The organism is uncultured Martelella sp., assembly GCF_963677965.2.
Classification (GTDB): domain Bacteria; phylum Pseudomonadota; class Alphaproteobacteria; order Rhizobiales; family Rhizobiaceae; genus Martelella; species Martelella mangrovi.
In genome coordinates this window covers 223,468-248,583 of record NZ_CAXXFM010000002.1, presented here as the reverse complement: position 1 = coordinate 248,583, position 25,116 = coordinate 223,468, and the positions used below count along the sequence as shown (strand labels likewise).

Annotated in this window: 17 protein-coding genes, 1 tRNA gene, 1 pseudogene and 1 riboswitch; of the genes and pseudogenes, 4 read left to right on the top strand and 15 right to left on the bottom strand. The window is 60.1% G+C overall.

Annotation, left to right across the window (positions count from 1 at the left end; all coding sequences use genetic code 11):
- Positions 1–2: 2 nt before the first annotated feature.
- The 8 genes from ACHZCU_RS18460 to pcsA all read right to left on the bottom strand — a co-directional run bounded on the left by ACHZCU_RS18460 (position 3) and on the right by pcsA (position 9,575).
- Positions 3–503 carry an N-acetyltransferase gene (locus ACHZCU_RS18460; RefSeq protein WP_319520016.1) on the bottom strand — a complete coding sequence of 167 codons (501 nt, stop codon included), beginning with the start codon at positions 501–503 and terminating at the stop codon, positions 3–5.
- Positions 504–563: 60 nt separating this feature from the next.
- Complete coding sequence (gene glmS / locus ACHZCU_RS18455; protein WP_319520015.1) at positions 564–2,393, bottom strand: glutamine--fructose-6-phosphate transaminase (isomerizing); 1,830 nt, start codon at positions 2,391–2,393, stop codon at positions 564–566.
- Positions 2,394–2,417: 24 nt separating this feature from the next.
- On the bottom strand, positions 2,418–3,779 hold the full coding sequence (glmU, locus tag ACHZCU_RS18450; RefSeq protein WP_319520014.1) for a bifunctional UDP-N-acetylglucosamine diphosphorylase/glucosamine-1-phosphate N-acetyltransferase GlmU: 1,362 nt from the start codon (positions 3,777–3,779) through the stop codon (positions 2,418–2,420).
- A gap of 158 nt (positions 3,780–3,937) precedes the next feature.
- The gene (locus tag ACHZCU_RS18445; RefSeq protein ID WP_319520013.1) at positions 3,938–5,014 is read right to left on the bottom strand and encodes a BMP family ABC transporter substrate-binding protein; all 1,077 of its coding nucleotides are present in this window, start codon (positions 5,012–5,014) and stop codon (positions 3,938–3,940) included.
- A gap of 45 nt (positions 5,015–5,059) precedes the next feature.
- Positions 5,060–5,977 carry an ABC transporter permease gene (locus ACHZCU_RS18440; protein WP_106312496.1) on the bottom strand — a complete coding sequence of 306 codons (918 nt, stop codon included), beginning with the start codon at positions 5,975–5,977 and terminating at the stop codon, positions 5,060–5,062.
- The gene (locus ACHZCU_RS18435; RefSeq protein WP_319520012.1) at positions 5,974–7,065 is read right to left on the bottom strand and encodes an ABC transporter permease; all 1,092 of its coding nucleotides are present in this window, start codon (positions 7,063–7,065) and stop codon (positions 5,974–5,976) included. The genes ACHZCU_RS18440 and ACHZCU_RS18435 overlap by 4 nt, the downstream gene beginning before the upstream one ends.
- The gene (locus ACHZCU_RS18430) at positions 7,055–8,635 is read right to left on the bottom strand and encodes an ABC transporter ATP-binding protein (RefSeq protein WP_319520011.1); all 1,581 of its coding nucleotides are present in this window, start codon (positions 8,633–8,635) and stop codon (positions 7,055–7,057) included. The genes ACHZCU_RS18435 and ACHZCU_RS18430 overlap by 11 nt, the downstream gene beginning before the upstream one ends.
- Positions 8,636–8,825: 190 nt before the next feature.
- Complete coding sequence (gene pcsA, locus ACHZCU_RS18425) at positions 8,826–9,575, bottom strand: phosphatidylcholine synthase (RefSeq protein WP_319520010.1); 750 nt, start codon at positions 9,573–9,575, stop codon at positions 8,826–8,828.
- A 176-nt stretch (positions 9,576–9,751) separates the two neighbouring features.
- Between pcsA and ACHZCU_RS18420 the strand changes: the two genes are divergently transcribed.
- Positions 9,752–10,936, top strand: a complete 1,185-nt coding sequence (locus ACHZCU_RS18420) for a UbiH/UbiF family hydroxylase (RefSeq protein ID WP_319520009.1) — start codon at positions 9,752–9,754, stop codon at positions 10,934–10,936.
- 19 nt (positions 10,937–10,955) lie between these two features.
- Here the strand turns inward: ACHZCU_RS18420 and ACHZCU_RS18415 are convergent, their stop codons facing one another.
- Both ACHZCU_RS18415 and ACHZCU_RS18410 read right to left on the bottom strand, forming a co-directional pair.
- A complete protein-coding gene (locus ACHZCU_RS18415) occupies positions 10,956–11,906 on the bottom strand; it encodes an AEC family transporter (RefSeq protein WP_319520008.1) in 951 nt (316 codons plus the stop codon).
- 26 nt (positions 11,907–11,932) lie between these two features.
- Complete coding sequence (locus ACHZCU_RS18410) at positions 11,933–12,667, bottom strand: cytochrome c biogenesis CcdA family protein (RefSeq protein ID WP_106312511.1); 735 nt, start codon at positions 12,665–12,667, stop codon at positions 11,933–11,935.
- A 248-nt stretch (positions 12,668–12,915) separates the two neighbouring features.
- On the opposite strand from ACHZCU_RS18410, the gene ACHZCU_RS18405 reads away from it, so the two are divergent.
- Positions 12,916–12,991: transfer RNA gene (locus ACHZCU_RS18405), tRNA-Lys, on the top strand.
- 181 nt (positions 12,992–13,172) lie between these two features.
- Positions 13,173–13,880: a transcriptional repressor LexA gene (gene lexA, locus ACHZCU_RS18400; protein ID WP_319520007.1), complete on the top strand. Its 708-nt coding sequence runs from the start codon at positions 13,173–13,175 to the stop codon at positions 13,878–13,880.
- On the opposite strand, the gene ACHZCU_RS18395 is transcribed toward lexA, so the two are convergent.
- Positions 13,834–16,311: a ComEC/Rec2 family competence protein gene (locus ACHZCU_RS18395; RefSeq protein ID WP_319520006.1), complete on the bottom strand. Its 2,478-nt coding sequence runs from the start codon at positions 16,309–16,311 to the stop codon at positions 13,834–13,836. The two genes, lexA and ACHZCU_RS18395, sit on opposite strands and share 47 nt — an antisense overlap.
- Before the next feature lie 321 nt (positions 16,312–16,632).
- On the opposite strand from ACHZCU_RS18395, the gene gltA reads away from it, so the two are divergent.
- Positions 16,633–17,919 carry a citrate synthase gene (gene gltA, locus ACHZCU_RS18390; protein ID WP_106312520.1) on the top strand — a complete coding sequence of 429 codons (1,287 nt, stop codon included), beginning with the start codon at positions 16,633–16,635 and terminating at the stop codon, positions 17,917–17,919.
- 454 nt (positions 17,920–18,373) lie between these two features.
- On the opposite strand, the gene ACHZCU_RS18385 is transcribed toward gltA, so the two are convergent.
- The 4 genes and pseudogenes from ACHZCU_RS18385 to lon form a co-directional block, all read right to left on the bottom strand.
- Entirely contained in the window at positions 18,374–20,572 is a 2,199-nt protein-coding gene (locus tag ACHZCU_RS18385; RefSeq protein WP_319520005.1) for an esterase-like activity of phytase family protein, read from the bottom strand.
- Positions 20,573–20,668: 96 nt separating this feature from the next.
- Positions 20,669–21,550 (bottom strand): DMT family transporter, encoded by an 882-nt coding sequence (locus ACHZCU_RS18380; RefSeq protein ID WP_319520004.1) that lies wholly within the window; start codon positions 21,548–21,550, stop codon positions 20,669–20,671.
- Between the two features lie 100 nt (positions 21,551–21,650).
- Positions 21,651–21,802: riboswitch (FMN riboswitch) on the bottom strand.
- Positions 21,803–21,975: 173 nt separating this feature from the next.
- Positions 21,976–22,269, bottom strand: coding sequence for an HU family DNA-binding protein (locus ACHZCU_RS18375; RefSeq protein ID WP_319520003.1), 294 nt, complete (start codon positions 22,267–22,269; stop codon positions 21,976–21,978).
- Positions 22,270–22,531: 262 nt separating this feature from the next.
- A pseudogene (gene lon / locus ACHZCU_RS18370) lies at positions 22,532–24,881 on the bottom strand (endopeptidase La); the annotation flags it as partial.
- Positions 24,882–25,116 lie beyond the last annotated feature (235 nt).

Below are 25,116 nucleotides of genomic sequence, written 5' to 3'. Positions count from 1 at the left end.
TTTCAGACCTCGCCGAAGAAGGCGCGGTGAAAGGCAACCTCGCCGGACGGCATTTCATCCTCGAACGGCAGCAAAAGCAGGTTTTCCGGCGGCACGCCGCTCTGTGAAACGACATTTTCCGCGCGAAAGCCGAACCGTCCGTAAAACTCGGGATCGCCGACCAGAACGGCCCCCATTGCGCCGTCATCCTTCAAAAGCTCGATCCCGCCGAGCATCAGCGCCGAGCCGATGCCCTTTCCCTGATAATCCGGATCGACCGCCACCGGACCGACGCCGAACCAGTCTTCCGTGCCGTCGGAGAAGCCGACCGGGGAAAACGCAACCTGACCGACAAGCCGGCCATCGACGTCCGCCACCAGCGACAGGGACAAGGCCCCGGCCTTTCTGAGCCGCTGGATGATTGCCGGCTCGCTGCCATCGCTGTGGGGGTGGCCGTAAAAGGCCCGCCGCACAAGCGCGTCGACGGCGCTGACATCATCGGGGCGTTCGCGACGTATTTCCATGACGTGATCCTCCCTTCAGCAGAGACTATCACAAATCCGGGGTGCGAATCTTGATCCGCCTCACTCCACCGTCACCGCCTTGGCCAGGTTGCGCGGCTGATCGGCATCGGTGCCCATGAACACGGCCGTATGATAGGCCAGCAACTGGATCGGCAGCGCAAACACCATCGGCGCGATGAATTCCGGCATGTCCGGCAGCACGATGGTTTCCATGGTCTTCAGATTGGAGGCGGCAGCGCCGGCCTCATCGGTGATGAACACAATGCGGCCATCGCGGGCGGCGACTTCCTGCATGTTGGACACGGTCTTTTCGAAGAACCGGTCATGCGGCGCAATCACGATCACCGGCATGTTCTCATCGATCAGCGCAATCGGCCCGTGCTTCAGCTCTCCGGCGGCATAGCCTTCGGCGTGGATATAGGTGATTTCCTTCAGCTTCAGCGCGCCTTCCAGCGCCAGCGGATAGCTGGTGCCGCGGCCGAGATAGAGCACGTGGTGGAAGCGCGACAATTCACGCGCCAGCCGCTCGATCTCCGGCTGCACGGTATGCAGCACCTTGTTCATCAACCGCGGCACTTCTGACAGTTGATGGACCAGCGCCTGTTCATCCTCGACCGTCAGCGTTCCGCGTTCGCGGCCCGCACGCAGCGCTAGCGATGCCATCAGCGCAAGCTGGCAGGTAAAGGCCTTGGTCGAGGCGACGGAAATTTCAGGCCCGGCGAGGATCGGGAAAACCGCATCCGATTCCCGCGCAATCGTCGAGCCGGTAACATTCACCAGCGCGCCGGTCTTCACGCCATTGGCCTTGCAATAGCGCAGCGAGGCGAGCGTGTCGGCGGTCTCGCCGGACTGCGAGATGAACAGCGCAAGCTGGTCTTTCGACAGCGGCATTTCGCGATAGCGGAATTCGGAGGCCACATCGATTTCGACCGGAAGCCGGGCAAAACGCTCGATCCAGTATTTGCCGATCAGGCCTGAAAGATAGGCGGTGCCGCAGGCTGCAATCGCAAGCCGCGAGACATTGGAAAAGTCGATGCCATCGCTATCCGTCAGGATGCGCTGATGGGCGAAATCGCAATAATGACCGAGTGTATGGGAAATCACTTCCGGCTGATCGAAGATTTCCTTTTCCATGAAGTGGCGGTGATTGCCCTTGTCGATCAGCATGGAGGACAATTGCAGCGGCTGGCGCTTTCGCGAAACGGGCGCACCGGAAAAATCGCAGAATTCGACGCCGTCGCGGTCAACGATGGCCATATCACCGTCCTCGAGGTAGGAAATCCCCTCGGCAAACGGTGCCAGTGCAATCGCATCCGAACCGACATACATTTCCGAAGCGCCATAGCCGACGGCAAGCGGCGGGCCGAAACGCGCGACATAGAGCGTTTCCGGCCGGTCCTGAAACAGGATCACCAGCGCAAACGCGCCGGTTACCTTTTTCAGCATCGCCAGAACGGCATCGCGCGGCGCCATGCCTTCACCGCGATACCGCTCCAGCAGCCTGGCCACGATTTCGGTATCGGTATCGGTTTCGAAAGCCGTGCCGCTGGCGGACAGTTCGGCGCGCAATTCGGCGAAATTCTCGATGATGCCGTTGTGGACCACAGCCACATTGCCGGCAATATGGGGGTGGGCATTGGTCTCATTGGGCACGCCATGGGTGGCCCAGCGGGTGTGGGCAATGCCGGTGATGCCGTCGACCGGGTCCTCGGCAAGGCGGGTGCGCAGGTTTTCCAGTTTGCCCGGCGCCCGGCGGCGGGTAAGCGCGCCGTCGCTTTCAATCACGGCAATGCCTGCGGAATCATAGCCGCGATATTCAAGCCGTTTCAGCGCGTCCACGAGGCGTTCAGCAACCGGTTCACAGCCGACAATTCCGACAATTCCGCACATTCCGATAAAATCTCCGCTGAATTTCTATTTCTGCGACTGCTTTGCAGCCTTGATGGCAAGCGAACGGGCGCGGATACGTTCGGCGCGCCCTTCCCGGTTTTCCTGTCGTCCGCGCCCGATGGCCAGCGCATTGTCCGGCACATCGGCGGTGATCACGCTGCCCGATCCGACATAGGCGCCGTCGCCGATGGCAACAGGTGCGACCAGCGCCGAATTCGAGCCGATGAAGGCATTTGCGCCAATCGTGGTCTTGAACTTGTTGATGCCGTCGTAATTGCAGGTAATCGTGCCCGCGCCGATATTGGCCTTCGCCCCGATACTGGCATCGCCGATATAGCTGAGGTGATTGACCTTGGCGCCTGCGCCGATATCGCCGTTCTTCACCTCGCAGAAATTGCCGACCTTGGCATCGTCATGCAGCACCGCACCGGGCCTGAGCCGCGCAAACGGGCCGACCTGGCTGCCGGAGGCAACTGTTGCCCCCTCGATATGGCTGAAGGCATGGATGGTGACATGCGCGGCAATCGACACGCCGGGGCCGAAGCGGACATTGGGCTCGATCACCGTATCGGGGCCAATCTGGGTATCGTGGGAGAAAAATACCGTTTCCGGCGCAATCATGGTTACGCCGGAGAGCATCAGTTCGCGGCGGCGTCGGTTCTGCCAGATCCGTTCGAGATCGGCCAGTTCCGCGCGGTTGTTGCAGCCGAGCACTTCTTCCGCATCAGCCATCACCACGCTGGCCCGGCCGCCCTTCGCAAGCGCCACTTCGACGACATCGGTCAGATAGAATTCGCCCTTGGCATTGTCATTGCCGATCGCGTCCAGAAATTCCAGAGCACGGCGGCCGTTGATCGCCATCAGCCCGCTGTTGCAAAGCGTCACTGCGCGTTCCGCATCGCTTGCGTCCTTTTCCTCGCGAATGGCCGTCAACGCGCCGTCGCGCACCAAAAACCGGCCATAACCGGCGGGATCGTCCGCCTCGAAACCGATGACGACCACATCGCTGCCATCGGCAAGTGCCGCCCGTGCCCGGTTCAGGGTTTCAGCAGTCACCAGCGGCGTGTCGCCATAGGTCACGATCAGATCATCGAAGCCTGCGGCAATGGCTTCGCGCGCAGCGAGCACCGCATGGGCCGTGCCGAGCCGTTCCGTCTGCTCAAATGTCCTGATGGTTCGCCCGGCTGCAGCACAGGCTGCCGCGACCTTTTCCCCGTCGCGGCCGACAACCAGAACGGTTTCATCGACACCGGAACGGCCAACCGTATCAGCCACATGGGCTGCAATCGCGCGGCCTGCCACTTCATGCAGCATCTTGGTTTTGTCGGATTTCATCCTTGTTCCGTCGCCGGCGGCAAGAACGATGGCCAGAGCGCTGCGTGACATGAAACCTCCATTTGCGAACCGGTTACCGCTTTTAGCTGAATCGTGCCCGAGAGGTATTCAAAAATTATGAATGAAGTTTATCTGTTTTCCGCGTTGTGTGCAGTGCAACAAAAAAGGCGCCCTTGCGGACGCCTTCCCTGCATGAGTTTCGGCTGAAATCACTCCGACTTCGGAATGGAGCCGTCAACGCCTTCAACCAGAACATTGAGGCCGAGCAGCGTGCCGTCATCGGCTTCCTCGCCTTCGGCAAGCCAGGGCGTGCCGTCCTGCAGCGTGACCGGGCCGGTGAACGGCTTCAGCTCGCCGGAGATGATCTTGGCTTCGGTTTCCTCTGCCAGCGCCTTCACGTCATCGGGCATGTTGGTGTAGGGCGCCATCGTCAGGATACCGTCCTTCAGGCCGTCCCAGCTCTGTTCCGATTCCCATGTGCCGTCCTGAACCGCCTTGACGCGCTTGATGTAGTAGGGCGCCCAGGTATCGAGGATCGATGTCAGCTGGGTTTCGGGGCCGGCCTCGATCATGTCGGAAGCCTGGCCGAAGGCCTTGATGCCGCGCTCGGCGGCAATCTGCATCGGGGCGGTGGTGTCGGTGTGCTGCGCCAGAACATCGACGCCCTGATCGATCAGCGCCTTGGCGGCATCAGCCTCACGACCCGGGTCGAACCAGGTATTGGCCCAGACGACCTTGGTCACGAAGTCCGGGTTCACCGACTGCGCGCCCAGTTCAAAGGCATCGATGCCCATGACAACTTCGGGAATCGGGAACGAGCCGATATAGCCGCCGATGCCGCTTTCGGAGATCGAGCCAGCGATGACGCCGGAGATGTAACGGCCTTCATAGAAGCGCGAATTATAGGTCGCGACATTGTCGGCGGTCTTGTAGCCGGTGGCGTGTTCGAACTTCACATCCGGATATTTGGCGGCAACCTTCAGCGTCGGCTCCATGAAGCCGAAGGAGGTGGTGAACACGATGGTGCAGCCGGAACGGGCCATGCGCTCGATGGCGCGTTCGGCATCCGGGCCTTCCGGGACGTTTTCGATATAGGCGGTTTCGATCTCCAGCGTGTTTTCAAGCTGCTGGCGGGCGATGTCGTGCGCCTGTGTCCAGCCGCCATCGGTTGCGGAGCCAACATAGACGAAGCAGGCCTTGACGTCTTCCTGGGCGGCAGCGCCTGTGGCGGCAAAGCCGGCGATGACGGCCGCGGAGGCGGCCAGAGCGAATTTCAGGGATTTCATCGTTCACCTCTTTCGGTTTGATCTCAAATGACAAGTTTACCGTGACTAGCGGTCCGGCACAAAGGGTTTGCCCAGTGCGGCCGGGGTGTTGATCAGCGTCATCCTGCGGTTTTGCGAGATGATGACGAGGACCAGAATGGTTACGACATAGGGCAGCGCCGAAAGGAACTGCGAGGGAATGGCAATGCCGAAGGCCTGGGCATGCAGCTGGCCGATGGTAACCGCGCCGAACAGATAGCCGCCGAGCAGAACGCCCCAGGGCCGCCACGAGGCAAAGACCACCAGCGCCAACGCAATCCAGCCCCTGCCCGCCGCCATGTTTTCCGTCCATTGCGGGGTGTAGACCAGCGACAGTTGCGCACCCGCAAGCCCGGCACAGGCGCCACCGAACATGACGGCGAGATAGCGAATGCCAATCACGTTGATGCCGAGCGCATGGGCGGATGAATGATTGTCGCCGACAGCGCGCAGGACGAGGCCCTTGCGGGTCTTGAACAGGAACCACGCGGTTCCGGCGACGATCGCGATTGAGAGGTAGAAAAACAGGTCCTGATTGAACAGCAACGGTCCGATGACCGGAATGTCCGAGAGGACCGGAAAATCGATTGCCGGCATGCGCACGCCCGCGCGCCCCACCAGCCCTTCGCCGATCATCGCGGAGAGCCCCTGACCCAGAATGGTCAGCGCCAGACCGGTGGCAACCTGGTTGGCAACCAGCGTCAGGGTCAAAAAACCGAACAGTAGCGAGAACACCGCGCCGGTGGCAAGGCCCGCCAGCATGCCGAGATAAGGCGACCCGGTGGCATGTGCGGTGGCAAAGGCGCCGACAGCACCCATCACCATCATGCCCTCGACACCGAGGTTCAGCACGCCTGCCCGTTCACAGACAAGCTCGCCGATGGCTGCCAGAACCAGCGGTGTCGATGCGGTGATGACGGTCAGGAGAATGGCTTCGATGATCATGACGCTTTCCCCTCGGAGGCCGCCTTGCCCGAAAAGATCACCCGAACCTTGTAGAGGATCAGCGTGTCGCAGGAGAGGACGAAAAACAGCAGCATGCCCTGAAACACGCGGGTCATCTTGTCGGAAACGCCGAGCGTGAACTGCACGCCCTCGCCGCCGATATAGGTCAGCGCCAGCACAAGACCGGAAATGATCGTGCCCAGCGGATTAAGCCGCCCGAGAAAGGCGACGATGATGGCGGTGAAGCCATAGCCCGGCGAGATTTGTGGCTGCAGATAACCCAGCGCCCCGGAAATCTCGCTGATGCCCGCAAGGCCGGCCAGACCGCCCGACAGCAGAAAACAGAACCAGATCATCTTGCGCGAGGAAAAGCCCGCAAACCGCCCTGCCCGCTGCGACTGGCCGATGACGTTGACCTCAAACCCCTTCAGGGTGAAGCGCATCATGAACCAGACCGCGAATGCCGCCAGGATCGCGAGCGCGAAGCCGTAATGCGCGCGGCCGGAAGACACCATTTCGGGCAGCATGGCCGCATCGACGAATTCGCGCGTCTGCGGAAAGTTGAAGCCTTCGGGATTGCGCCAGGCCCCGCGCACCAGCCAGTCGAGAAACAATTGCGCGACATAGACCAGCATCAGCGAGGTCAGGATTTCATTGGTGTTGAAATAGCTTTTCAAAAGCGCGGGAATGCCGGCGTAAAGCGCGCCGCCGACAGTGCCCATCACCAGCATGATCGGCAAAAGCAGCGGCGAGGACCAATCGTAGAAATAGACCGGTACGATGGAGCCGACCATGGCGCCGACGGTAAACTGGCCTTCCGCGCCGATATTCCAGATGTTCGAGCGGTAACAGACCGTCAGCCCGACCGCGATCATGATCAAGGGTGCTGCCTTGATCATCAGTTCATGCAGGGACCAGATATCGAACAATGGCTCGATGAAAAAGCGATAGAGCGCCTCGACCGGGTCCTTGCCCAGAAGCGCAAACATGATCGCCCCGAAAAACACTGTCAGCGCAAACGCGATCAGCGGCGACAGCAACGAAAACAGCGGCGAAGCGTTGGCGCGCCGTTCAAGTTCAATGCGCATCAGCCGTCTCCACATCCTTGTCCGCATCCTCGCCATGGATGCCGCCCATCAACAGCCCGATCCGCTCGCGCGTCATTGTTTCCGCCGGATGACTGTCGGACAACTGCCCCTCGGAAATCACCGCGATCCGCGTGGCGATTTCAAAGATCTCGTCGAGATCCTGCGAGATCACCAGCACGGCCGAGCCCGATCTGGCAAGATCGACCAGCGCCTGGCGGATATGGGCGGCAGCGCCGGCATCCACGCCCCAGGTCGGCTGGTTGACAATGATGACCTTGGGCTTGCGGTCCAGTTCGCGCCCGACGATGAATTTCTGCAGATTGCCACCCGACAGCGCGCCTGCCGCCGGGTTTTCACCGCTCTTGCGAACATCCATGAAGCCGGCGATCTCACCGGTGCGCGCCCGGGCGACGGCGCGACGGATGACCCTGAGCGGCCCACCGGCCAGAAAAATATCCGATTCGGCCTGATTGCGCGCGAGGATGAGGTTTTCCGACAGCGTCATCCCCGTGACCGCGGCATGACCGTGGCGCTCCTCGGGAACGAAACCCGCGCCAAGCTTGCGTCGTGCATTGATGCCCTTGGCGCCGACGGGCTGGCCGTCGATCTGGATGGAGATATTGTCATCGACCGGATATTCGCCGGAGAGCGCATCGAAAAGCTCCGACTGGCCGTTGCCGGCAACACCGGCGATCGCCAGGATTTCGCCGGCTTTGACTTCGAGGTAGATGTTCTTCAGCGCGGTGGAAAACGGCGTGCGCGCCGGCGCGGTCAGACCCTTGGCCTCAAGCAGAACCTTGCCGGCCTTCATCGCTTCCGGACGGGAGATTTCCGAAACTTCGCCGCCGACCATCATCCGCGCCAGCGAAGAGGCCGTCTCGTTGCGCGGGTTGCAATTGCCCGTCACCTTGCCGTGGCGCAGCACCGTGGCCTTGTCACAGATGCGCTGCACTTCTTCCAGCCGATGAGAGATATAGAGCACCGAACGCCCTTCGGCCTTCAGCTTGGCCAGCGTTTCAAACAGCCGGTCCGCCTCCTGCGGGGTCAGCACCGATGTCGGTTCGTCGAGAATGATCAGGCTCGGGTTCTGCAAAAGCGCGCGCACGATCTCGATCCGCTGACGCTCGCCGACCGAAAGGTCGGCCACATGGGCGCGCGGATCCAGCGGCAGGCCGTATTCGACCGAAAGCCTGCGTGATTCTTCCGCGATCTTCGCAAGCGAAATGCCGGGATCGAGCGACAGGGCGATATTCTCGGCCACCGTCAGCGCCTCGAACAGCGAGAAGTGCTGAAACACCATGCCAATGCCGATCTTGCGGGCAGCGGCGGGTGCTTCAATGCGCTGCGGCTTTCCCTCCCAGAGAATTTCGCCGGCGGAAGGCTCCAGCACCCCGAACAGCATTTTCACAAGTGTGGATTTGCCGGCGCCGTTTTCGCCGAGCAGAGCGTGAATTTCACCCTTATCGATATCGAGATCGATGCCATCGCAGGCAGCGAAGGTACCAAAATATTTTGTCAGCCCCTGAACGGACAGCAGTGATCCGCCCACATCATTATCATTTTGGTTCAAACTGCCCTCCGGTATCCACCCGAAAACGCGAAACCCGGTGATACCGAGTCTTTCGGCACCACATCCGGAAATTGACTAAAAAATAGAACATCCCCTATATTGCGCACAAATGAAGCACGAACCCTCATTGAAACGCAATGACTTTTGCCTGTTTCCCAACGACTTTATTCGCTTGCCGTGCTGGCGCTTGTCAAAATTCTGCCCGGGTTTCGGCCGCCCGCGAGCCGAGTTTGGGCAGGAATTGCAGCACCATGCCGATAAGGTAGAGATAGACGCCGCTCGCCACGAACAGCACCTCGATGAAGAGCGGCGCATCGAAACGGGCGAGAAGCGCGATGAAGCCGGTGACGCACCAGACCGCAAAAACGCCGAGATTGAGCGGCCGCAGCCGCTTGACCCGGACGGGATGCAGGAAATTGACCGGCGCGAAGGTCAGGGCCACTGACAGCACCACAATCGCCATGGCAAGCAGCGACGACGGCTGGATGACGAAGAAGGAGAACACCACCATGTTCCAGACCACGGGAAAGCCGGAGAAGAAGTTCTCATCCGTCTTCATGCCGCTGTCGGCATAATAGATCGCGCTGGAGACGACGATCAGCGCGGCGGCAACGAAGGACAACGGCTCCCCGATCATATGGGACTGGTAGAGCGCAAAGGCCGGCAGCAGAACATAGGTCACGTAATCGATGATGTTGTCGAGCATCACACCCGACCAGCTTGGCAGCACTTCGCTGACCTTCAGCCGCCGCGCGATCGGCCCGTCAATGCCGTCGACCAGCAGAGCGGCGCCGAGCCACCAGAACATGGCCACGAATCGCCCCTCGGCAGCGGCAACCACGCCAAGGAAAGCAAGGAACGAGCCCGATGCCGTCAGAATGTGGACGGAGAACGCCCGGATTTCGGCATAAGGTACTTTACGCTGGCTGAACAAACCCATTCACTTCCCGTAAAACTGTGTCGGCGGTTATTGCCCGGTTTTCTCTACCCCTACAATGCACCAGAAGCGCGTCCGCGTACAAAAAAAACATGATTTTCCAGAATTTTTCACGGCAAAATGCGCCTGGTCGCATTATATCGGTAACGAACAAATCGCAGGAAGACGAGGTTTCAGGCATGTCGGATTTTGAAATTGCCGTGATCGGCGGCGGTCCCGCCGGAATGATTTCCGCGCTGGCGCTTGCCCGTGCCGGCCGCAGGGTCGCGCTGGTGGCGCCGTCCCCCAGCGGCGGCGATCATCGCACAACGGCGCTGATGGACCATTCCATCGCACTGCTTGCCCGGCTTGGCCTGTGGCAGTCCGTGCGGCCGGAAGCCGCGCCGCTGAAGACCATGCGCATCATTGACGGCACGGGACGGCTGGTGCGCGCGCCGACGGTCAGTTTCCGCTCTGCCGAAATCGATCTCGAAGCCTTCGGCTACAACATTCCCAACACCGTTCTTGTCGGCAAGTTGAACGAAGCGATTGCGAGTGAGCCGAACATTACCCGTTTCGAGACCATTGCCGACGATTTTACCGTCGACAAGAATGGCGTTGCGGTGACGCTTGCCGGCGGCGAGACGTTTTCCGCCGAACTTATCGTCGGCTCCGACGGCCGGCGTTCGAAAGTGCGTGAAAATGCCGGGATCGGCGTGCGCCAATGGTCCTACAAGCAATCGGCTGTCGTGTTGAATTTCAGCCACGCACTTACCCATGACGATATCTCGACGGAATTTCACACCCGTGGCGGTCCGTTCACGCAGGTGCCGCTGCCGGCAAAGAACCGCTCCAGCCTGGTCTGGGTTATGGATACGCCGGCTGCCGAAGACATGGCGGCGCGGCCGGAAGGCGAGATCGCGGCGGCGATCGAGGAACGGATGCAGTCGCTTCTGGGCGCAGTCACCATTGAGGGACCGGTGCAGAAATGGCCGCTTTCCTCCATGGTTGCGAACCGTTTCGGCAAGGGTCGTACGGTTCTTGTCGGCGAGGCGGCCCACGCCTTTCCGCCGATTGGCGCACAGGGGCTTAACCTTTCGCTGCGCGACATCATGCGCCTTGCCCGCATGCTGGACGGCATCGACGGCGCGAAGATTTCCGCCAGAACCGGCGAACGCTATGATTTTCTGCGCAAGTCCGATGTCTGGAGCAGAACGGCCAGCGTCGATCTTCTGAACCGCTCTCTGCTTGCCGATTTCATTCCCGCGCAGCTTGCCCGCTCCGCCGGCCTCTACATGCTGTCGGCCGTGCCGCCGCTGCGCCAGTTTGCCATGCGCGAAGGCGTTCAGCCCCTCAGGGGGATCAAGGAGCTGTTCGCCGGCTGAAGCCTGTTTTAGCCCTTGCCTATAGCGGCAGGGCGGTAGCGTCGATCAGAAGCAGAAGACCGGCCAGCGTTACCGCCGAACAGATTGTGGTGATCAGAATCGTCGCGGAGGCCCGCTCGTACCAGATGCCGTATTGCTGGGCGATCACGAAGACATTGGTGGCCGTCGGCAAGGCTGCAAGAAGCACGGCGGCTTCCACCCAGACCGGATCGAAGCCGCCATGCAGCATCATGAAGGCATAGACCAGCACCGGATGTAAGATAAGCTTGGCAGGAACGATGTAGCCGATCTCTACCGGCACGCGCTTTACCGGGCGCAGAGCAAGCGTCACCCCCATGGCAAAAAGCGCGCATGGCGCGGCAGCCTGTGCCAGATAGTCCACCAGCCGGTTGAACGCATCGGGCGGCTGAACACCGCTCGCGGCAACGGCAAACCCCAGAGCGGTTGCAATGATGAAGGGGTGCAGCAGCGCCTTTGTCAGCACCTGGCGGGCAAGTGATGCCTTGCGCACCGCCCCGCCATCCGCCACCGCCATTATCGACGGTGCGACGATGAAATGCAGCGCATTTTCAAAGCAAACGATCAAGGCGACGGGAACGGCTGCCGCCTCGCCAAGCGCCAGAATGGCAAGACCCGGCCCCATATAGCCGATATTGCCGTAAGCGCCCGCAAAGGCCTGGATCGTGCTCTCGCGCACGCCGTTGCGTTTCCAGAAATAGCCGGCGGCAAACAGCAGCGAAAACACGGCATAGGTCGCCAGCAGATCGACAGAGATGAAATCAAGCCGGGTCAGCTGGTCGAAAGGCGTGTTCGAAACCAGCTTGAAGAACAAGGCCGGCAATGCGGCATAGACGATGAATACATTGAGCCAGACAAGACCGGATTCCGGCTGCCGGATGAGCCTGGCGGCGATGAAGCCGACGGCAATCAACCCGAAGAACGGAAAGAGAAGCCCTAGAATATCTGACATGGCGCAAAACCCGGGGTTCGCAGGCCCTAGCCGATCTGCGACAGAACGGGGAAGGTCTGCTGGAACCAGATCGCCATATCGGCAATGAAGCCGAAAAGAAAGGCAAGGCCGGTGAGAATCAGCAGCACGCCCATGATTTTTTCAATCGTGCCAAGATGTTTGCGGAACCGCGACAGGAAGCGCATGAAGGCGCCGGAAAAAAGCGCCGCAATCCAGAACGGCACGGCAAGGCCGAGCGAATAGATCGCCAGCAGCACCGCCCCGTTGGAAACCGTATCGCGTGTGGCTGCGACAGCGAGAATGGCCCCCAGAACCGGCCCGATGCAGGGCGTCCAGCCGAAAGCAAAGGCCAGCCCCATCACATAGGCGCCGGACATGCTCGCCGGCTTGCCGCCGCCATGAAACCGCGCCTCGCGCGACAGGAAGGGGATTTTCAGCACACCAAGAAAGTTCAGCCCCATGATGATGATGATCACGCCGCCGACCTTGGCCAGAATATCGATATATTGACGCAAAAGCTGACCGATGGACGAGGCCCCTGCCCCGAGCGCCACGAAAATCGTCGCAAAGCCGAGCGTAAAGAACAGCGCCGGCAACAACACCCGCGCCGGCCGGACGGTCGTGTCCCCCCTGAACTGATCGATCGAAATGCCCGCCATGTAGCAAAGATAAGGCGGCACCAGCGGCAAAACGCAGGGTGAGAGAAACGAAAGCGCACCGGCAAGAAGCGCCGTCAACAGGGAAATATCACCGATCGACACCTGAAATCCTCTTGTCACTCGGCCGTTGGCGAAAGCGCGTCCGGCACCAGCAGATAACCGCCTGAACGGCGGACCGTAAACTGCCGGTTCCTTAAACCACAGCGGCGTTGAATTCCAATCACCTTTCCGCGCATCGCCCCCAACATCAAATTGTCGCCTCGGAGCCGAATTTCCGGGTTGACCTTCTGCAAGACCCTTTCTATGTTCCGCCCACTTTCCGCCGGCCCTTCAACAGGCGCCGGCCTCGGGAGCGCGTAGCTCAGCTGGTAGAGCAACTGACTTTTAATCAGTAGGTCCAGGGTTCGAACCCCTGCGCGCTCACCATTGTTTGCCGAGAATTTTTCTCCTTTCGAAATTGAAACAACACTTTCTAACGCACCCCTTTGCACCCGCCTTCATGCCTCCATTGACCGCAATCGAGGCCGCTCTGCTATTTCCAGCTTGCGGAACACAGATAGAACAGATATAAACGTTCTGTATTTGTTTCGAAGGCAAGGGGCTGCAAATGCTGACTCGTAAACAACAGGAACTGCTGTATTTCATCCATGAACGGATGAAGGAGACAGGCATTCCCCCGTCTTTCGATGAAATGAAGGAAGCCCTGGATCTGGCGTCCAAATCGGGCATTCACCGGTTGATCACGGCGCTGGAGGAACGGGGTTTCATTCGCCGGCTTCCCAACAGGGCGCGCGCGCTTGAAATTCTGCGCATGCCGGAAAGCCTTGGTTCTCAGCCGCCACGCCGCGGCTTTTCACCGAGCGTGATTGAAGGCAGCCTCGGCAAGACGCCTGCCGAAAGCAAGACACCGGCTGCCGGAAATGACAGCGGCTCGACCGATATCCCCGTCATGGGGCGGATTGCAGCCGGCGTTCCGATCTCGGCCATACAGGAAAACACCCACGCAATTGCCGTTCCGGCCGAAATGCTGGGAACCGGCGAACATTATGCGCTGGAAGTTAAGGGCGATTCGATGATCGAAGCCGGGATATTCGACGGTGACACGGTGGTCATCCGCAATATCAACACAGCCGCCCCGGGCGATATTGTCGTGGCGCTGGTGAATGACGAGGAAGCAACGCTGAAACGTTTCCGCCGCAAGGGCGCATCGATTGCACTGGAAGCCGCCAACCCGGCCTATGAAACCCGGATATTCGCGGCCGATCAGGTCAAGGTTCAGGGCAAGCTTGTCGGCCTGATCCGCCGCTACCACTGAAGAAATCGAGGGTTTTCGGCAGGCTGACAGGATCAGCATACGAATCGGAACGCCAACTATAGAGGCGGTGTTGGTTCCACTGACGCTTTACTGCCGTGATGGCAGGCGTGACGGAAACGTGGGTTCTCACACAGGAACCGGTCGGGTTAGGCTCTGAGGACGTGGTGTTTCCGTTTCTTGATTTTGAACCATCGGTATCTTGGACGGTAAACTGCAAGGTGCCGTTTTGGCGGCGCAGTGCTGGTGTGATGAGAAAACCAGGCGAACGGCATGTCTGAAAACCGGGCCGGTAGACGCTGATGATGATGTCGGCGTGATCGCAGGCAGGGCCTACGAGCGCGGGCCGGAATATCTGTGCTACGGTCAGACCGCTTCCGGGAAGCGATGCCACACACCATTCGCCCTTTTCACAAATGAATACACCGGATTGCGTCCGCGCGGCCTTTATATCCTCGGCAAGGGCGGTGCTTGCATTGGTGATTTGTCCAGCATCCAGGCGGTCGAACCGGTCCGTGTCTTTCAGTATCGCAGCGTTGTTTTCGGTTTCGCTCGGCGGTCGTGTGGCGTTGATGGCAAGTGCGCTCTGCCACTGATCGAAGATGAAGGAAGGCGGACGGCGCTTGCTGAGCGCGGCCGTATCACCGGTGACAATCGCAACCAGCGCGCCGTCTTCGGAGACAAGCAGAAGCGGCGACCGGTCGCCTTGAGAAAAGGCGGGCAAGGCAAAGGCAATTGCCATCGGCACCAGTCCGACAAGCCTGAGGCGGGTGCGCAGCAGAACCAGCAGCATGAACCCGACAAGGAAAAGCAGCAGAAATCCGCGGGGCATCGCACCGGTATCGAGCGCGCCGCCAAGACCATTGACCCATTCCGCAATGGCAATCACCCGGTCGAGCCCCCAGCCCATGGCCAAAAGAAAGGGGCCGTGCAGATTGAGCGGCATGGCCAGCATGGCCAGCAGCCCGGAGGGCATCACCAGAAAGGTGACAATCGGCATGGCGAGCAGATTGCCAAGCAGACCGTAGCCGGCAATCCGCTGAAAATGCGCCATGGCAATCGGCGCTGTCGAAAGCCCGCCGATAAGTGCGGTCAACAGAATACCGAAAGCCCCCAGCATGACGATGCGGACCACTGTGCCGACCGGCATCGACGCCGGGCGAGCATATTCGCGACGCTGCCAGAAGCTGTAGCCCGCAATAAGCGCCAGTGTTGCGGCAAACGACATCTGCATGCCGGGGCCGACTGCTTCCGACGGCGAAACGACGAGGATGACGAGCCCCGCAAGAGCGACATTGCGCATGCTGATGGCCGGACGGTCGGCGACGGCGGCAAGCAGCATGATCGCCAGCATGATGAAAGCGCGCTGCGCCGAGACCTGCATGCCCGAAATCGCAAGATAGAACCCGGCAGCCCCGATCGCGGCCACAGCAGCGAGCTTCTTGGTGGCAATCGCTTCTGCCGCCTTTGGAGAAAACGACAGGAAAAGACGCAGGCTTGAAAAGAAGATACCGGCGGCGAGCGCCATGTGCAGCCCCGAAATGGCAATGACATGGGCAAGGCCGGCATTGCGCAACGCGTCCAGCGTGTCATCATTCATGGCGCGACGCTGCCCGGTGATGATCGCATTCGCGAAAGCCCCCGATTCGTCTGGCAGGACAGCGCGAATGCGCCCGGCAATCGTGTCGCGCAGGCTTTCGACCCTGTGGCGCATGAACAGGCCGATGGACTGAAGGTGGCTTTTTCCAGGCGCGTGAAGATCACCGGCAAGCGCTTCCGGCGCGCCATAGAAGAACCCCACCGCGCCGATCCCGTCGAAATAGGAAAGAAATCCGAAATCGACGAGGCCCGGCAGCGCCGGTCCGGAGGGCGGTGAAAGCCGGGCAAGGCCGGTGAAAGCACCGCCGATATCGACCGGCGGCGATTTGCCGCGGGCAACAAGGGTGACACGCTCAGGTGGACGGTGGATCACCGGATCGTCGGTGGCGATGACGCGCACCACATAACGCCAGCCATTTTCGGTCGGCTCTCGCGCGTCCACCACGCCGGTAACGTGGGTTGTCACCGGTGAGTCGAGCATCACCGTGGCAAGCCGGCCCGTCTCAAGCTGCGCCAGAAATGCGCCGCTGAGAAAGAGCGCAACCAGACCGGCGCCCAGCCGTTTCACCGGACCGGCATTGCGCAACGAAACGGCGGCAACAAGGGCGACCGCCCAATAGAGCCACAGCCCCCACGAAAACGGCGCTGCGGGCCGAAAAAACCACCACGCGGCCCCCAGAGCCATCACAAACGGCGCAAACAGAAAGCTGCGTCCATAGGCAAGTTCTTCGGAAAAAAGCGTGCCGACGTCCCTGCCCTCCGGCTGCCCCGCAGAAGTTGGCGGATTCCAGACCGTATCGCTGCCGGAAGCGGCTTTCGTTCGCCATCTGCGCAAGCGGCCACGAACGGCGCCGCCCCCGTGCCGCTTTGGACGTTCCGTAACCTGTTTCTCGCCCTCTCCCATCAAAACCGCCCCGCCACAACCTAAGGTATCGTGTGGTTACCTGGAGCAAAAAGCAACGTTGCAGAACGCAGCTTGCGGAAAAATTTCCTTTTCAGAAGCTCAAAAAACTTGCTAAACGCAAATTATAAATCATCACCCGCACCGCAACATGAACCATTCAGCGGCTTGGCAGCGGCGCATCGATCCTATACCTAGTTGGTACCTTTGATCGTGTTTATCACGCGTCCCGCGCTGGAAGATTTGGAGGATAGCATGACGGAAACTGGCAAACTCACCTTGGACGGACAGGAACTGGAACTGAACGTCGAAGCAGGCACCTTCGGTCCAAAAGTGCTCGACATCAACAGCCTGTACAAACAGTCAGGCATGTTCACATACGATCCCGGCTTCACCTCGACGGCATCGTGCAAATCGGCAATTACCTACATCGATGGCGACAACGGTATTCTGCTGCACCGCGGTTATCCGATCGACCAGCTGGCCGAAAATGCCGACTTCCTCGAAATCTGCTACCTGCTGCTGTTCGGTGAACTGCCGACGGCAACGCAGAAGAAGGATTTCGACTTCCGCGTCACCCATCACACGATGATTCACGAGCAGATGACACGGCTTTTCACCGGTTTCCGCCGTGATGCTCACCCGATGGCCATCATCTGTGGCGCTGTCGGCGCCATGTCGGCCTTCTACCACGACTCGATCGACATCTCCGATCCCTACAAGCGCGAGATCGCCAGCGTCCGCATGATCGCCAAGATCCCGACGATCGCGGCAATGGCTTATAAGTACCATGTCGGCGAACCCTTCGTGTATCCGCGCAACGATCTCGGTTATGCGGCCAATTTCCTGCATATGTGCTTTGCCACGCCGTGCGAGGAATACAAGGTCAACCCGATCCTGTCGCGCGCGCTCGACCGCATCTTCATCCTGCATGCAGACCACGAGCAGAACGCCTCGACTTCGACGGTGCGTCTTGCCGGTTCTTCGGGCGCCAATCCGTTCGCCTGCATTGCCGCCGGCATTGCCTGCCTGTGGGGCCCGGCGCATGGCGGCGCCAACGAGGCCGCGCTCAACATGCTGCAGGAAATCGGTTCGGTTGACCGGATTCCGGAATACATCGCCCGTGCGAAGGACCGTGATGATCCCTTCCGCCTGATGGGCTTTGGCCACCGCGTCTACAAGAACTACGATCCGCGCGCCAAGATCATGCAGAAGACCTGCCACGAGGTTCTTGGCGAGCTCGGCATCAAGGACGATCCGCTTCTCGATGTCGCCATGGAACTGGAAAGAATTGCGCTGACGGACGAATACTTCATCGAGAAGAAGCTTTATCCGAACATCGACTTCTATTCCGGTATCACGCTGAAGGCGCTGGGCTTCCCCACCACCATGTTCACGGTGCTGTTCGCGCTCGCCCGTACGGTCGGCTGGATCGCCCAGTGGAACGAGATGATCGAAGATCCGGAACAGCGCATCGGTCGCCCGCGTCAGCTTTACACAGGCGCTGCCGAACGCGACTTCGTCGCCGTTGCCGACCGCTGATCGGTCAATACACAGTTCGAAACGTTGAAAAGACAGGCCGGTCGTCAGACCGGCCTGTCTCGATTTGTAGACAAAGCAGCCCCTCACTCTGGGGTCATCCTCGGGCTCGCCCCGAGGATCCAGGGCCAAACGATATACGCTCACTTTAAACCCTTTTTTATCAAAGGGTTGAGTTGAATGGATGCTCGGATCACGTCCGAGCATGAAACCTGTGGGAACGGCTGGTGGAGGCAACAACCCTACGTCTTCGGGTTTGTCAGCAGTCTGAGACAGGCCGGTCCTTAGACCGGCCAATTTTTTTATTTGCAGGCCATTATTGTCCCGATAGCTCGCCCCGAGCATGGCGCAGGTGGAGAAATACCGGCGATATAAAAAGGCCGCAGTGCATTTTGCACCGCGGCCTCTCCAGGACATCTCCCCGGGCAGCATTCCTGCCGCCCGGACTTGTTATGCGTTACTGCGTCATCGGAACCTTGAAAAACAGCGTTTCGCCGGAGCTGTCGTCCACGCCGTCATTGTCGGTCACGGCATAGGCCGTGCCATCGGCGGCGATGGTGAAGCCTTCGATCTTGTCGACAACATAGCCATTGGTGGCCGACTTCATCAGCGGCAGCAGATCGGTGACTTCTTCCTTCTGCACAACCGGCAGCTCCGCGCCGATCGGCGCCGGCTTCATGTCCGAAAGCGCAACCTTGTAGAGCTTCTTGACCTTTGCGGCTTCGCCGATCTGGTTGTCGCGCTCGATGATGTAGGCATTGTCGCCATTGACGGAAATTTCGGAAAGGCCGATCCAGCCCTTCTCCGGGGTTTCCAGCGGATAGGAGACTGCGCCCCACTCACCGGTCGCCGGCGTGTAGGCCAGAAGCTTGACGAAGCCCTTCTCGTCGTCGCCCCATTCGCGCTGGACAGCCATCCACAGCGTCAGATCATCGCCCTCGCCCACCGTGGTGATGCCTTCCATGCCGAAACGCGTCTGGTTGGCGAGCAGTTCATCCGGCAGGTTGATGGTTTCGGTGATTTCACCGGTCCCGTCGATGTGCAGAACCCTGTGCGGCACTTCTTTGTCGGGATGACCTTCGGAAGCCAGCCAGAAGCCGCCATTGCCGTCCACGGCAACGCCTTCGAGATCGAGCTTTTCCGCCGGCTGTCCATCGCGCGTCACGCGGATGGCGTCGGTGATCAGCGCCGGCTTTCTGGAAGCGTCGATGATGAAGACGGACGGCTGCGCCGAATAGAAGCTGTCATTGACCGCGTAGAGCCTGCTGGCGTCTTCCGGGTCGGCGGCAAGACCGGAAAGCGCACCAAACCCGATCAGCGGATCATGGTTCACATCAGAGGCGATCTGCGGATAATCGGCCTCGCCCTCTTCATAGGCATAGAGCATCACATGCGCACGCACGCCGCCATCGGGCCCGAGGTCTTCCTCATTGGCCGTCACCAGCAGGTTGCGGGCGGGAATGGCAACGCCGCTTTCCGGTGCGATACCCGAGGGCAGAAGCTGCATCAGCTCCGGAGCGTCCTGGACATCGTCATTGTAGACGCCGACAACGGAACCGCGCTCGGACATGACGAAAAGATAGTTGTTGTCGCCGAACCGGCCGGTGATCAGCCCTTCCGGCTCAACGCCCTTCTTGCCGGCACGCTTGTCCGGGAAGTGACCGATGGAGGCGACGGCACGTTCGAACGAGGCACCGGCCTCATACAGCAGCTCGCCGGTATCGGAAAAGATCGAGAAGCCACGCGAACCGCCCTTGTAGTCGCCCTCATTGGCGATCACGAAGCGATCGTTGTCGAGCCATTTTACGGTGTCGGGCTCGCGCGGAATACCGGTCAGCGAACCGGTGAAATCGAGGCGACCGTCGCGTTCGGTATCAATGCCGGCAAGATCGACCGTGCCGGCGGCAAAGTGGTTCTTCACCTCGCCGGTATTGCCGTCGACGATGACGATACCGTTGTTTTCCTGCAGCGTGACGACAATCTCGTTGTCATCGTTGATGTCGACAAATTCCGGTTCCGGATCGCTCGGCGCGGTCATCTCGTCAAAACCGGTCATGGCAACATGTTTCGTCGTTGCACAGTCGGCGCCGCCGTCGTTCAGCGCGATGATCACCAGATCGCCGGCGGGCATCTGCGGAATTTCACCGTCATTCAGGTCTTCGTCGCGCTCGTTTTCGATGGCAATGGCCACGATCGCGCCATCGGGCGATACGGCAACCGAGTCGGGCTGGCCGCCGAGATCGCATTTTGCCTCAAGCGTTTGCGATGCAATGTCGATCACGCCGAGGAAGCCGAAGGGCGCGGTGAAGCTTTCGGACGTGTTGACGCCGACATAGGCTTTCGCGCCGGAAACAGCCACCGAGGTCGGTTCGCCGTCGAGCTTGACGGTACCGGCGGCCTTCGGTGCGCGCGGGTCGGTGATATCGACGAAACCGACGGCTTCAAGCGGGCTGTCGGAATAGACCAGCATATTGCCGTCTTCGGTTGCCGTGATGATTTCCGCGGACGTGGCGCTCATGACGTCCATATCTGACGGAAGGTTTTCGGCGACGTTGAAAACGGCGATGCGGTTGAAGACCGGCTCTGCGGACGCGGGGATCGCGGCTGAAGCCAGAAGTGCGGCAGACAGCGCCGCGCCGGTAAGACGGAGTTTCATAGGTTTCCCTCCTGAGGTTGAAACACCGGAGGGTTGTGCGTCACGGCTGTGACAGGATGATTACGTCCCGATGACGCCGGTGTGACACCATCGCCGTCATCGCTCACGCCGCCGCTCGATCAGCAGGATCGACAAGGAGGCCGCCACGATCATCATACCTCCGAGCCAAAACAGCATATCGGGCGCATAGCCGAACACCAGCCAGCCGCCGAGAACATTGAGCGGCAGTTTCAGGTCGTCGAACGGCTGGACATAGGCGGCATCGGCGCTGGAATAGGCCAGCGTGAGAAAATACTGCGCCAGCACGGTCATCAGCCCCAGCGCCAGCATGATCCACACGGCATCGCCCGTGGGCACGGCGAAACCGCCACCGATCGCCACCACGGCATTGATCGGCGTCAGCAGCATCAGCAGCCAGACGGTGATCGATTCCGGCTTTTCGTGCGCCGTCAGCTTCTTGGTGATCAGCGATGTACCGCCCCACAAAAGCGCAGACAGCACCGGCAGCAGCGCCGCCCAGGTGAAACCCGACGACCATGGCTGCAGGATCAGCACAGCGCCGGTAAAGCCGACAGCCGTGGCAATCCACCGCGACGGCCCGACACGCTCGCCCAGAAAGATCCTGGCGCCGACAATGATAAAGAAGGGTGACGTCATCACCAACGCAATCGCCTGGCTGAGCGGAACGGAGGCAAGACCGATGGCCCAGGCCTGAACGCCAAGCGCGGAGAGCGCAACACGCGCGATATGCTGCCACGGATAGGCGGTGCGCATCACCGCAAGCCCGGTGCGCCAGAGATAGGGAATGGCAAACAGAAAGGCGATGCCATATTGCCAGAAGGCAATGGACGAGGCCGCAAAACCCATCTTCATGGTGAGCTGCTGGATCAGCACATTGCCGGCGGCATAAACCACACCGGCGAGCACCATCCAGAATGCACCGGTCAACGCGGGAGAACGATAGATTGCCTTGCTCATGCCTGTCTCGATCCTTCATGGCGCCCGGGGCGCATGCAATAAGGGGACGGACGACGCATGGCGCCGGCGGCAATCGGCAAAAGCCGAGACATCCGGCAACCCGCATTCTCTTTCTTCCGGACTGTAACCGTCGGCTCCGGATTTCAACCGGATCTGCTGACCCTTTCCGAGACTGACCGGAAAGGCGCTCGCGGGCTTGCGTGAAAGACGCTTACCGCCGGTGGGGTATTTCACCCCGCCCCGAGAATGTGCCGTCGGCAGAGTTCTGTCTCCGGCATGGTTTGTTGTGCAACAAGTAGTGACATCGCCGGTCCGCGGCAAGTCAATTCTGACGGGGACGTCGGTAACTGAGCGTCAACGAAACAGGCAACAAAAAACCCGGGGCCAGGGCCCCGGGTTTCGTGCCATTCATGAGAAGGCGGAACTTAGGAGTTGCAAGCTTCCTTGAGGCCCTTGCCAGCCGTGAACTTCGGAACGTTGCGGGCCGGGATATCGACCTCTGCACCCGTCGACGGGTTGCGGCCCTTGCGCGCAGCGCTGTGCGACACGGTGAAGGCACCGAAACCGGCGAGGCGAACTTCGCCGCCGTTCTTCAGTTCACCCTGTACGGCGTCGAACACGGCGTCGACTGCGGAAGCCGCATCGGTTTTGGACAGACCGGCCTTTTCGGCAACGGAAGCTACGAGTTCACTCTTGTTCATGTTTCCACCCTTTCTCAAATGGTTCGAAACGGATCAATTTTTTCCCAGGGGCCTCGGCAAGGCTTACACCGCTACCCGCTGACATCCAAAAGCCTTGCGTTTCAAGGAATTGCAATAGGCTTACGGCAATTTGTGGGGAAAAGGACGACCAAAGGACGACCTCAGGGGCCCCTTTTCCACAGGAGCCCCTGAAAAATGGCGAGAATTCGGCGTTAATGCGCCACTGTTTTGTTCGAGTCACCGTCTGATTCATCAGCGGGAATCGAGACCGGATCAGTCTCCGGATCCCACTCGATGGGCTGCGGCGCCTCGACCAGCGCATGCTGCAGCACCTCGCCCATGCGTGACACGGGAATGATTTCCAGACCGTTCTTCACGTTGTCCGGGATCTCCGGAAGGTCCTTGGCGTTCTCTTCGGGGATCAGCACCTTGGTGATGCCACCGCGAAGTGCTGCCAGAAGTTTTTCCTTCAGACCGCCGATCGGCAGAACCCGGCCGCGCAGCGTGATCTCGCCTGTCATGGCCACGTTCTTGTTCACCGGAATACCGGTCATCACCGAAACGATCGCCGTTGCCATGGCGACACCGGCAGACGGTCCGTCCTTCGGCGTTGCTCCTTCGGGAACATGGACGTGAATGTCAGTCTTGTCGAACATAGGCGGCTTGATGCCGAAATCGACCGCACGCGAGCGAACATAGGATGCCGCCGCAGAAATCGATTCCTTCATGACATCGCGCAGATTGCCGGTGACTGTCATGCGGCCCTTGCCGGGCATCATCACACCTTCGATCGTCAGAAGCTCGCCACCGACTTCCGTCCACGCCAGACCGGTCACGACACCGACCTGGTCGTCACCTTCCGCCTCGCCATGGCGGAAGCGCTGGACGCCGAGATAATCCTCAAGGTTATCCGCCGTGACATGCACCGCGGTCTTGTCGCCCTTGACGATCTCGGTCACGGCCTTGCGGGCCAGCTTCATCAGCTCACGCTCCAGGCTGCGCACGCCCGCCTCGCGGGTGTACTGCTGGATCGTGCGTTCCAGCGCGCCGTCGTCGACCGAGAATTCCTCGGGCTTGAGCGCGTGTTCACGGATTGCCTTGGGCAGCAGGTGACGCTTCGCGATTTCCAGCTTTTCCTGTTCGGTGTAGCCGGCAATGCGAATGATCTCCATACGGTCCATCAGCGGGCCGGGAATGTCGAGCGTGTTGGCCGTGGTGATGAACATCACGTTGGACAGATCATATTCGACTTCCAGATAGTGATCCATGAAGGTCGAGTTCTGTTCCGGGTCCAGCACTTCGAGCAGGGCCGAGGACGGATCGCCGCGGAAATCGGCGCCCATCTTGTCGATCTCGTCGAGCAGGAACAGCGGATTGCTCTTGCCGACCTTCTTCATCGACTGAACGATCTTGCCGGGCATGGAGCCGATATAGGTGCGCCGATGACCACGGATTTCCGATTCGTCACGGACACCGCCAAGCGCCATGCGCACATATTCACGCCCCGTCGCCTTGGCGATCGACTGCGCAAGCGAGGTCTTGCCGACGCCGGGCGGGCCGACGAGGCAGAGGATAGGCCCCTTGAGCTTCTTGGCGCGCGCCTGCACGGCAAGATACTCGACGACCCGCTCCTTGACCTTTTCGAGGCCGAAATGGTCTTCCTCGAGCACCTTCTCGGCATGCTTCAGGTCACGCTTGATCTTCGACTTCGCGTTCCACGGCAGGCCGGTGAGCCAGTCAAGATAGTTGCGCACCACGGTCGCTTCCGCCGACATCGGGCTCATGTTGCGGAGCTTCTTCATCTCCGCATCGGCCTTTTCGCGTGCTTCCTTGGTGAACTTGGTCTTCTTGATGCGGTCTTCCAGTTCGGCCATTTCGTCACGGCCGTCCTCGCCCTCGCCGAGTTCCTTCTGAATGGCCTTCATCTGCTCATTCAGATAATACTCGCGCTGGGTCTTCTCCATCTGCCGCTTGACGCGGGTGCGGATACGCTTTTCGACCTGCAGGACGGAAATCTCGCCTTCCATGAAGCCGAGCGCCTTTTCGAGGCGTTCCTTCACGCTGGTGGTCTCCAGCATTTCCTGCTTTTCCGTCAGCTTGATCGCAAGATGCGAGGCAACCGTGTCGGCAAGCTTCGAATAGTCCTCGATCTGGCCGGCAGCACCGACGACCTCGGGCGAAACCTTTTTGTTCAGCTTGACGTAGTTTTCGAATTCGGAAACCACCGAGCGGGCCAGAGCCTCGATCTCGACAGCGTCTTCTTCCGGTTCGCCCAGCACTTCGGCATCGGCTTCGTAGAAGTCGTTTTCCAGCCGGACATCGCCGATGGCGGCGCGCGACTTGCCCTCGACCAGGACCTTGACCGTACCGTCGGGCAGTTTGAGAAGCTGCAGCACATTGGCAATGGTGCCGATGCGGTAAAGCGCATCGGGTTCGGGATCGTCGTCGCCGGCGTTGACCTGGGTAACCAGCATGATCTGCCGATCGGCATTCATGACCTCTTCCAGCGCGCGGATCGACTTTTCGCGGCCGACAAAGAGGGGAACGATCATGTGGGGGAAAACCACAATGTCACGCAATGGCAACACCGGGAACGCAGCATTTTCCGCTGCAGGCGCGTTCTGCGTCATGTCTGTTTCCTTTCAGGCAGCCCGGCCGCACACCGGGCATTGACGGACTGCTGGGAGGACAGTCCGAAAGTTCGTCTCGATTGTTGCGGAACAAGTGGCGCTTTAAAAGAGCGATTTCAACCTTTGCCCGTGTTTTCGGCGGAACAACGGGTCATTACACGCGTTTTGTCGTGTTTGTCCGTAAAACGACGAAGGCAGGGACCTGCCCTGCCTTCCGTTTCACTTTGAAAACGCC

Coding starts and splice junctions, on each gene's coding strand:
- ACHZCU_RS18380 (WP_319520004.1), bottom strand. CDS start 21,550: ATGAGCAAGGCAATCTATCGTTCTCCCGCGTTGACCGGTGCATTCTGG.
- ACHZCU_RS18385 (WP_319520005.1), bottom strand. CDS start 20,572: ATGAAACTCCGTCTTACCGGCGCGGCGCTGTCTGCCGCACTTCTGGCT.
- ACHZCU_RS18440 (WP_106312496.1), bottom strand. CDS start 5,977: ATGATCATCGAAGCCATTCTCCTGACCGTCATCACCGCATCGACACCG.
- ACHZCU_RS18435 (WP_319520012.1), bottom strand. CDS start 7,065: ATGCGCATTGAACTTGAACGGCGCGCCAACGCTTCGCCGCTGTTTTCG.
- glmS (WP_319520015.1), bottom strand. CDS start 2,393: ATGTGCGGAATTGTCGGAATTGTCGGCTGTGAACCGGTTGCTGAACGC.
- gltA (WP_106312520.1), top strand. CDS start 16,633: ATGACGGAAACTGGCAAACTCACCTTGGACGGACAGGAACTGGAACTG.
- pcsA (WP_319520010.1), bottom strand. CDS start 9,575: ATGGGTTTGTTCAGCCAGCGTAAAGTACCTTATGCCGAAATCCGGGCG.
- lexA (WP_319520007.1), top strand. CDS start 13,173: ATGCTGACTCGTAAACAACAGGAACTGCTGTATTTCATCCATGAACGG.
- ACHZCU_RS18460 (WP_319520016.1), bottom strand. CDS start 503: ATGGAAATACGTCGCGAACGCCCCGATGATGTCAGCGCCGTCGACGCG.
- glmU (WP_319520014.1), bottom strand. CDS start 3,779: ATGTCACGCAGCGCTCTGGCCATCGTTCTTGCCGCCGGCGACGGAACA.
- ACHZCU_RS18420 (WP_319520009.1), top strand. CDS start 9,752: ATGTCGGATTTTGAAATTGCCGTGATCGGCGGCGGTCCCGCCGGAATG.
- ACHZCU_RS18415 (WP_319520008.1), bottom strand. CDS start 11,906: ATGTCAGATATTCTAGGGCTTCTCTTTCCGTTCTTCGGGTTGATTGCC.
- ACHZCU_RS18445 (WP_319520013.1), bottom strand. CDS start 5,014: ATGAAATCCCTGAAATTCGCTCTGGCCGCCTCCGCGGCCGTCATCGCC.